Origin of the sequence: Salinibacterium sp., from assembly GCF_031364185.1 — a bacterium.
In the GTDB taxonomy this organism is placed as follows: domain Bacteria; phylum Actinomycetota; class Actinomycetes; order Actinomycetales; family Microbacteriaceae; genus Rhodoglobus.
The window spans coordinates 1-9,176 of sequence record NZ_JANLVV010000276.1 but is presented as its reverse complement, the minus strand read 5'-3'; the positions used below and the strand labels follow the sequence as shown (position 1 = coordinate 9,176).

Here is a 9,176-nt window from a genome sequence, read left to right as displayed (position 1 = left end):
GGCGAAGCCCTCCGATACTGATTAGCTACTTACTGAGGAGCTACTATTTGACGCCGTACTTCGCGCATGCGTCAGCCAGTGCCGGGGTGCAGATCTCTGACGCCTTGGCGTCTCCTGCATCCACCACAACCTGCACCTTGTCAGGACCGACAAGAACCGGGGTCACCGCGATGAACGGGGTGCCATCGGCGAGCTTCTTGTCTGCCTTGGGGGTCTCGCCCTTGAGGAGGGCGATGGCCAGGGTCGACGCTGCCTCAGCCTCGAGGGTGAACGGCTTGTAGACGGTGGCAACCTGCTTGCCGAGCAGAACGTTCTGCAGGCCAGCGATGGAGGCGTCCTGACCGGAGGTCGGGAGCACCTTGCCGTTCTTGTCCAGCACAGCGATCACGGCTGCTGCGTTGGAGTCGTTGGCGACCCATACTGCGTCGACACTGCCCTGCAGGGTCGTGTAGGCCTGCTCGAAGTCGGTTCCGGCAACGGCCGGATCCCACGAGCCGGACGTCTCGAATGCTGGCTTGATTCCGGCGGCACCCATAACGGCGTCAGCACCGTCGTGGAAGAACGCGGCGTTGCCGTCTGTGGGGTCTCCACCGACGTAGACGACCTTGGCCGTTGCCGGGTCTTTGCCTGCGGCCTTGAGACCGTCGAGGATTGACTGGCCCATGAGCCCGCCGACCTTCTCGTTGTCGAAGGAAACGTAGTAGTCGGCTCCCTCAATCGGGCGGTCGTAGGCGATGACCGGGATGCCCTGCTTCTTCGCGTTGGCGGCAACCTGGATTCCTGCGCCCTGGTAGTCGACCAGGATCATGACGCCGCAGCCCTTGCTGAGCTGCTGGTCGGCGATGGTCGCGTACTTGGAAGTGTCACCCTGGGCGTTCTGAATGTCCGCTTCGAAGCCTGCGTCGGTGACAGCCTTTTCGAGTGCGGGGCGGTCGCCACCTTCCCAGCGTGGCGAAGAAGCGGAATCCGGAAGGATGATGCAGGCGCGGGTCGAAGCTGTGGTCCCGTCGGTCGCGGGTGCAGCCGTACAACCGGACAGCATGAGTGCCGAAGCGGTGGCCACAACGGCGATTGAGATCAATGAAGAATTCTTCACGTCACTCCCTTTCTCTGTGGTGTGAGGTGAAACTCCTCGAGTACCACTGTCCGCATTGAGCAGTGGCATGTTGATTCTGCATTAGTTCACTGCTTGAAGGAACAACGAGAAGAGATTTAGCGGTAACACTTCGGTAACTACTCGGCATATCCACCCCAGCTCTGCGCAGGAGTCCCGTTCTACCGCTAAAAACAACCTCAGGATCGTCTCGGCACCGTCCGGTGGCTCATGTACACAGGTTGAAGTAACCAACCTGCCTTCCGCGGAGTATCGTGTTGCTCGTGAGCCGAACCTCAACCCCCGGCTCCCAGACGTCCCTGAGGGAAGCAAACCGCGCCCGGATTGTTGATTCTCTCAAGCATCACGGCCATCTCACCCAGATAGAGCTGGCCGGATCAACCGGCCTGTCCCCCGCGACCGTGTCGAATATCGTCAAGGAACTTTCGGCATCCGGCGTGCTCAATACGTCCATAACGTCCCGCAGTGGCAAACGAGCCACCGAAGTCACGCTCGCACGGGAGCTGGGTCTCGTCGCCGGACTGCATTTCTCCAGCAGGCACCTTCGGGTGGCGATCTCCGACGTCGGGCGCACCGTCGTTGCGGAGAATCATGTGCCACTCGCGCTCGACCACAGGCATGATCGCGAGTTGGACAGGGCGACCCTGCTGCTCAGCGACATGCTCGAATCAGTCGACGCGAGCTTTTCCGACCTCCTCTCGGTGGGGATCGCCCTTCCCGCCCCGGTCGATTCAGTGAGTGGCATGATCGCCACCTCGGGCCTGCTCAAGGGCTGGGAAGGAGTCCCGGTCGCACAAGTCATGGGAGACCGCATCGAGGTTCCCGTTTTCGTGGACAACGAGGCAAACCTGGGTGGACTCGCCGAGGCCCGATTCGGCGCGGCGAGAGGCACTCGCGGTGCCGCCTACATCCGGGTAAGCCATGGGATCAGCGCCGGCCTCGTCATTAACGGTGCGATCTACCGTGGGGTCACGGGCAAGGCCGGCCAGATCGGCCACGTCACCATCGACGAGAACGGTCCCATCTGCCGCTGCGGCAGCCGGGGATGTCTCGACACGCTTGCCGGCGGGCCCGCACTGCTCGAACTCTTCAGGGACGACCCCGGCATGCAGCGGATCCGTGATCTGCTGGTGCGCGCGGAGTCCGGAGACGCCAGTGCACGGCGCGTGATCGCCGACGCGGGGCGACACATCGGGATCGCGGCGGCGAGCCTATGCAACCTGTTCGACCCCGAGTTGCTCGTGATCGGCGGAGAGCTCGCGCAGGCAGGGGAGATGCTCCTGGCCCCATTACGGCACGCTCTTGAGCGGTCGGCATTGGCGGGATCGCTCGGGGTGTCCGAGGTGGTGCCGGGTGAGTTGGGTGATCGTGCCGAGGTGCTCGGTTGTCTGGCCCTGGCGATCGAAAACGTCGCCCTGGAGGCAGAAGTCCGAGCGTCGCTGCGGTGACACATCCACGATGGCACCAACACTCGAGCGACCATGGGAGGCGGTCACGGTGAGAGACACGACCCGGTCGAGGCGAGAAGCCACGCGGAAACCACGCGTGCAGAGAATGGCGGCGACGCTCCTTGCGGGCATCGTCGTGGCATCCGGAGCACTGGTCGGATGCTCGGCACCCGACCCCGGCGTCGTGAAGATCGCTCTTCTGCTTCCGGAGTCCAAGACAGCTCGCTACGAGGCGTTTGATCGGCCGTTCTTCGAGGAGCGGATCGCCGAACTGGGGGACTACGAGGTGCTGTACTCGAATGCTGACCAGGATGCCGCGAAGCAGCAGTCGCAGGCCGAAGCCGCCTTGGCATCAGGGGTAAAGGTCATCGTGCTCGACCCGGTGGATTCGGCGGCAGCAGTCACCATCGTCGCGGCGGCCAACGCGCAAGGCGTTCCCGTCATCGCGTACGACCGCCTTATCGACGGGGGTACTCTCGCGTTCCACGTCTCATTCGACAATGAGAACGTGGGCGTGCTGCAGGGCCGGGCACTGGTCGATAGGTTGGTGGCGGACGACGCGCGGGGCGGAATCCTGATGGTGAATGGCGCCCCGACGGATGGAAACGCGGCTCTGTTCAAGCGCGGTGCGCTGAGCGTCATCGGAAGCAGCGGCTTCGAGATACTCGCCGATTTCGACACCCCTGATTGGAGCCCAGACAAGGCGCAGGAGTGGGTGACCGGTCAAATAACCCAATATTCCGGCTCCATTGCGGCGGTATATGCCGCCAATGATGGCACAGCCGGAGGCGTAATCGCGGCGCTGAAGGCGGCCAATGTCACGCCGCTCCCCCTCGTCACGGGGCAGGACGCCGAGCTGGCCGGAATCCAGCGAATCGTCTCCGGTGACCAGTACATGACCATCTATAAAGCGATCAAACTCGAAGCCGGGCTCGCGGCTGAGGCCGCCGTTGCTCTGGCAAACCGTAGACCGGTCGCCAGCGAGAACGTGACCGGGGGAACTCCGACTACCCTGCTGAGCGCGGTCGTGGTGACCAGGGACACGATCATGGATACCGTTGTCGCAGACGGGATCTACACCGTCGCCCAGATCTGCACGGACGAATACGCCGCGGCCTGCGCCGCGGCGGGAATCCGCTGACGGGATACAGGGGAAAGACGAATGACCTACCTGCCCACCGCCGCGAAACGGAGCACAACCGAGCGCCTGCTATCGCTGCGGGGAATCACGAAACGGTTCGGTGCGGTTCGCGCCCTCACCGGTGTGGATCTCGACGTCTACGCGGGAGAGGTGGTCGCGATCGTCGGGGACAACGGCGCCGGCAAGTCCACACTCGTGAAGATTCTTGCGGGCGTTCATCCACCAGACGACGGCACCATCTCCTTCGGCGACGTCACGACGACGATCCCCACGCCGGCCGATTCCCGTGACCTCGGCATCGCGACGGTGTACCAGGATCTCTCGCTGTGCGACAACCTCGACGTAGTGTCCAACCTGTGGCTCGGCCGCGAGCTGCGCAAGGGGGGAGCGCTCGACGAGGTCGAGATGGAGCAGCGCTCATGGACCCTGCTCCGGGAACTCAGCGCGCGCATCCCCTCCGTGCGGATTCCGGTGGCGGCCCTCTCTGGTGGGCAGCGGCAAACGGTCGCGATCGCCCGCTCGCTGATCGGCAGCCCGGACGTGGTCATTCTCGATGAGCCCACGGCCGCGCTCGGTGTCGCCCAGACCGCCGAGGTACTCAACCTCATCGAACGGCTGCGCGAGCGCGGACTCGGCGTCATCCTGATCAGTCACAACATTGCCGACGTCCAGGCCGTCGCAGACCGCATTGTGGTGCTGCGGCTGGGGCGCAACAACGGCGACTTCAGGGTTGCCGATGTCACGAGCGAAATGATCATTGCCGCGATCACCGGCGCCAGCGACAATTCCGTCACCCGGCGAAGCGCCCAGCAGCCACGAACGGATCGCAGATGAGCACCGAATCCAGGGTCATTCAGGTCGAGAATCCGGATGATCGCCTCCAGCAGTACGCGGGCCTCCGTGGCGCGGTTCGAAACTTTTTCGGGAGGCTGCGCGGCGGTGACCTCGGATCGTTCCCCGTCATTGTGGGGCTTCTGGTCATTGCGGGCATATTCCAGCTCCTCAATCCCAATTTCCTGTCAAGTACCAACCTCGTCAACCTGACGATGCAGTGCGCGGCCGTCGGCACGATCTCGATTGGTATCGTGCTGGTGCTGTTGCTCGGGGAGATCGATCTCTCGGTGGGCTCGGTGAGCGGACTGTCTGCGGCGATCCTGGCCGTCGGATTCGTGCAGCTGGGCTTGCCGCTGCCGCTGGTGCTGCTGGCCGCCTTGGCAGCCGGCGCCGTCATAGGCCTGTTCTTCGGGATGTTGCGCACCCTCTTCGGCGTTCCGAGCTTCGTCATCACCCTCGCTGGTCTACTGGGATTTCTCGGGTTGCAGCTCTTCGTGCTGGGCAAGACCGGCTCGATCAATATCCCGTTCGACTCCCCCATCGTGCAGTTCGGCCAGCAGTGGTTCCTACCGGAATGGGCCTCCTACCTGCTCGTTGCCGCTTCCGTGGGATTGTTCGGCGGCAACCAGCTGGCCCAGTCACGGCGGCGCAGCGAGGCAGGACTGTCCGCGACATCCATCCCCATGATCGCGGCTCGGAGCGCCGGGCTGCTTGCACTTCTGGCCGTGGCTGCCTGGTACCTCAACCTCACGCGGGGTGTCGGCGCGATGTTCGCCGTGTTCCTGGTGCTCGTTGTCATGACGCACCTCCTTCTCACCCGCACCCGGTGGGGGCGCTCGGTGTTTGCGGTCGGCGGCAACGTGGAGGCGGCGCGGAGGGCCGGGATCCGGGTCAATCGGGTCTATGTCTCGGTGTTCGTGCTGTGCTCGTCGTTCGCGGCGCTCGGTGGGCTCTTTGCGGCCGGTCGCCTGGCCGCGGCCAACCAGGGCAGCGGTGGGGGCGACGTGAATCTCAACGCCATCGCGGCGGCGGTGATCGGCGGGACGAGCCTGTTCGGAGGGCGTGGCTCCGCCTTCTCGGCCGTGTTGGGAATTTTCGTGATCATGTCGATTACCTCGGGCCTGACCCTGCTCAACCTCGACTCATCGATTCGCTACGTTGTCACCGGGGCGGTGCTTCTGCTCGCCGTCGTCATCGACTCGCTGTCGCGGAGATCACGGGCGGCGTCGGGTCGGGCCTGAACAGCAGTCCGGGTCAGCCGACGATGGCGTACGCACGAACGGGGAAGGTTCCGAACCCCTCGAAGGCCGGTGGCGCCGCCGTGAACCGCGCGCCAGACTCCGGCAGCTCCCCCAGTCGCGTCAGATGTTCGACGACGTGGATGCCCGCCGCCAGCAGTCCGGAATGGGCCGGCCGCGCGCCCCCCGACTCGGTGTCATCGACGTTGAGTGAATCGATCCCGACCAGCAGCGCGCCCTGCTCGACGAGGTAGTCTGTCGCGTCCTCGCCGAGAAACGGGGCTCCGGTGGAATAGGCGGGGGTGCCGAAATGCCGATCCCATCCGGAGTGCACCAGCACGGCGGCATCCCGAATATCGCGGTCGAAAAAAACGCTGGCCGGGATGCCCCGCTCCCTCGCATCCTGAACGTGGAAGACCTCGGCACGGAGGTCGACGAGCGTGGCCAGGTCGAGGCCAGCGAGATCGGTGCCGCCATCGTACCGATGGTATGGGCTGTCGAGATAGGTTCCGGTGTTGCCGATCATGGTGACGATGTCCATCGCGAACTCGGTGCCTGGCGCGTAGTGCGATCGCGATGCCTCGCGAGTCAGGTGGGAGGTGACGACCGGTGCGGGCAGCCCGGGATAGGTGACCAGCCCCGCCCTGATAGCATGACTCAGATCAACAACACGGCGCGGTTCAGGCACGAGCGATCCTTCGTTTGACGATGGTGACGATGACGGCACCGACGGCCAGCGCCGCGGGAATAACCAGGTGGCTGCCGGCGAGCACCAGGAGGCCCGCGACCAGCACAACCGAGATTATCGCCATCCACCACCCGACGGTAAATCGCTGGAGAAGCCGCACCGCTGCCACCATCCCCAGGGCATACACCGCCACCATCGAACTGGTGTGAATCAGGATGAACGGCTCTAGCGTGAGCCCGGTGACGACGGCGATCGAAAAGTAGCACAGCGCGATTACCGCCCAGAGCGCCAGCGCTCTGCGAGGCACGGCGCCTGGCTCTGCCCCGGTCGCAAACCAGCGAGGAAGGTGGCCGTCTCGCGCGAGGGATGCCGCGAGGTTCGAGAAGGCCGGAATGTAGGCGTTCAGCACCCCGACCGCCACCACGGCCGCAATGATCGCGACAACAACCGGCCCGACCCCCGGCGCTGATACAGCGACCAGATCGATGAGCGGTACGTTGCTGCCGGCCCGTGTCTCGGTGCGAACTCCGACCGTCACGACCTGCAGCGCCAGGTATGACACGCCCACCACCACAACGGCAATCGCGGTGGCGATCGGGATGACCCGACGAGGGTTGCGGAACTCCCCAGCGATGTGGGTGACGGCCTCCCAGCCGGCGAACGCCCAGACGAACAGACTGATCGCAAGCCCCACCCCGGCCCAACCATGAGGCAGGAACGGAGTGAAGCGCGCGGGCTCGATCGCGGGCACCGACACAGCCACCACTCCCACGACGACAACCAGCAGCAGGGCCGTCAGAACGAGTTGGATGCGACCGGTCAGGCGCAGGCCGACCAGGTTGACTACGAGCGGCACGACGAGAAACGTGAGACCAGCGATCGGCACGAATGCTCGCGACATCCCCAGGGCCGCGACGATGTACTCACCCCCGAGGATGGCGACGACCGGGGCGCCGAAGCTGACGCCAAAGAAAAACCAGTATCCGCTCATTCGCGCGGCCGTCGGCCCGAGCGCGAGGCGCACAAAAGTGGCGACTCCCCCGGCGTCGGGAAACCGTGCCGCCAGCGCCGCGAAGGTACCGGCGAGAGGAATGGACAGCAGCAGCACGGCAAACACGGCGACAATCGACGCTGGCCCCGCGGCATCGGCAGCGAGCCCGGGAAGGGCGAGGATTCCCGTTCCCAGAACCGCGGCGATATACAACGCGGAGGCCGAGCCGAGGCCGAGCCGCCCCGTCGTGGCGGTGCCGGAATGCTCGCCCGTGGTGGTCATGTCATCACCCTGCCAGCGACGGTTCGCTGCGGTCTAGCGATAAACCGCCATCACGGCTGTGGTTGCCGCCAACTCTCCTATTGCGCCGAACCGCCGTGAGTGTAATTGGTAGCCCCGCGCCGCTAGAAGCGCTCGAGCGCCTGAAGAACGTCAGCCAACAGGTCGTCGACATCCTCGATCCCGACCGACAGTCGCACCACGTTCTCGGGCACTTCGAGCTCGGTTCCCCGCACGGAGGCATGGGTCATCATGGAGGGATAGCAGACCAGCGATTCGACGCCACCGAGCGACTCGGCCAGCTGGAACAGAGTGGTCGACTCCGCGAAGGTGCGAGCCGCTGCGGCTCCCGCGCTGACGGCCACAGACAGCATCCCACCGAAGGCGCGCATCTGCTTCGCGGCTATATCGTGGCCTGGATGAGTGTCGAGTCCGGGGTAGTACACAGCGTCGAGCTGTGGATGCCCCACCAACGCGCTCGCGATGGCGAGGGCATTCGACGAATGCCGTTCGGCACGCACCGCGAGCGTCTTGATGCCCCTGACGGTGAGCCAGGCATCCATGGGACTGGATACGGCACCGACCGCAAACTGCAGGAATCCGACCTTCTCGGCTAGCGCGTCGTCGTTCAGGACGAGCGCCCCGCCGAGCACGTCGGAATGGCCACCGATGTACTTTGTCGTCGAGTGCATGACCACATCGGCTCCCAGAGAGAGCGGTTGCTGCAGGTAGGGCGAGGCGAAGGTGTTGTCGACGACGACGAGTACGTCGTGCTCGTGGGCAATGCCGGCGAGCGCCGCAATGTCGCTGATCTTCATGAGGGGGTTGCTGGGGGTCTCGACCCAGAGCACCTTTGTCGTCCCGGGTCGGATGGTGGCGCGCACCGCATCCACATCGCTCATGTCGACCGTCGAGAGCGTGACGCCCCATGGCACGTGCACACGATTGACGAGTCGGTGGGTGCCTCCGTAGACATCGTTACCCATCATGATGTGGTCGCCCGGAGCGAGCGCCGCGCGCAGCAGCGTGTCTTCTGCGGCGAGTCCGGACGCAAAACTATAGGCGTGCGCGCCACCCTCGAGCGAGGCCAGGAGAGCCTGCAGCGAGTCGCGGGTGGGATTACCACCGCGAGCGTACTCGTAGCCTCCGCGGAAACCGCCGATGCCATCCTGCACAAAGGTCGACGTCATATAGATCGGCGGCACCACGGCGCCAGTGGTCGGATCAAACTCCTGCCCGGCATGAATGGCTCGGGTGGAGAAGGCGTGCTCGTCGTTCACAGTGGTTCCTTCTGATGATCAGGCGCTGAAGAAAGTCAGCAGGTCGTGTCGGGTCAGCACGGCGCCGGGCTTGCCGCCGTCGGTGACCAGCAGGGCGTCGGTGGCGGAGAGCGCGATCCGTGCCGCGCTGACCGGTTCGTGCACACCGATTAAACCCAGGGGC

General features: G+C 64.7%; 8 protein-coding genes. 4 read left to right on the top strand and 4 right to left on the bottom strand.

Going from position 1 to position 9,176, the window contains the following annotated elements; genetic code table 11:
* Positions 1–43: 43 nt before the first annotated feature.
* Positions 44–1,096: a substrate-binding domain-containing protein gene (locus RMN95_RS12115; protein WP_309617166.1), complete on the bottom strand. Its 1,053-nt coding sequence runs from the start codon at positions 1,094–1,096 to the stop codon at positions 44–46.
* Positions 1,097–1,377: 281 nt separating this feature from the next.
* Here RMN95_RS12115 and RMN95_RS12110 point away from each other — a divergent pair, with 281 nt between their 5' ends.
* The 4 genes from RMN95_RS12110 to RMN95_RS12095 all read left to right on the top strand — a co-directional run bounded on the left by RMN95_RS12110 (position 1,378) and on the right by RMN95_RS12095 (position 5,778).
* On the top strand, positions 1,378–2,562 hold the full coding sequence (locus tag RMN95_RS12110) for an ROK family transcriptional regulator (protein WP_309617165.1): 1,185 nt from the start codon (positions 1,378–1,380) through the stop codon (positions 2,560–2,562).
* A 106-nt stretch (positions 2,563–2,668) separates the two neighbouring features.
* Positions 2,669–3,703 (top strand): substrate-binding domain-containing protein, encoded by a 1,035-nt coding sequence (locus tag RMN95_RS12105; RefSeq protein WP_309617164.1) that lies wholly within the window; start codon positions 2,669–2,671, stop codon positions 3,701–3,703.
* Between the two features lie 21 nt (positions 3,704–3,724).
* Complete coding sequence (locus tag RMN95_RS12100) at positions 3,725–4,537, top strand: ATP-binding cassette domain-containing protein (protein WP_309617163.1); 813 nt, start codon at positions 3,725–3,727, stop codon at positions 4,535–4,537.
* Positions 4,534–5,778, top strand: coding sequence for an ABC transporter permease subunit (locus RMN95_RS12095; protein WP_309617162.1), 1,245 nt, complete (start codon positions 4,534–4,536; stop codon positions 5,776–5,778). The genes RMN95_RS12100 and RMN95_RS12095 overlap by 4 nt, the downstream gene beginning before the upstream one ends.
* Before the next feature lie 13 nt (positions 5,779–5,791).
* Here RMN95_RS12095 and RMN95_RS12090 read toward each other — a convergent pair whose 3' ends face one another.
* The 3 genes from RMN95_RS12090 to RMN95_RS12080 form a co-directional block, all read right to left on the bottom strand.
* Positions 5,792–6,463 (bottom strand): cyclase family protein, encoded by a 672-nt coding sequence (locus RMN95_RS12090; RefSeq protein WP_309617161.1) that lies wholly within the window; start codon positions 6,461–6,463, stop codon positions 5,792–5,794.
* Positions 6,456–7,736, bottom strand: a complete 1,281-nt coding sequence (locus RMN95_RS12085) for an amino acid permease (RefSeq protein WP_309617160.1) — start codon at positions 7,734–7,736, stop codon at positions 6,456–6,458. The genes RMN95_RS12090 and RMN95_RS12085 overlap by 8 nt, the downstream gene beginning before the upstream one ends.
* 122 nt (positions 7,737–7,858) lie before the next feature.
* Positions 7,859–9,013, bottom strand: coding sequence for a cystathionine gamma-synthase (locus RMN95_RS12080; RefSeq protein WP_309617159.1), 1,155 nt, complete (start codon positions 9,011–9,013; stop codon positions 7,859–7,861).
* Positions 9,014–9,176: the final 163 nt, after the last annotated feature.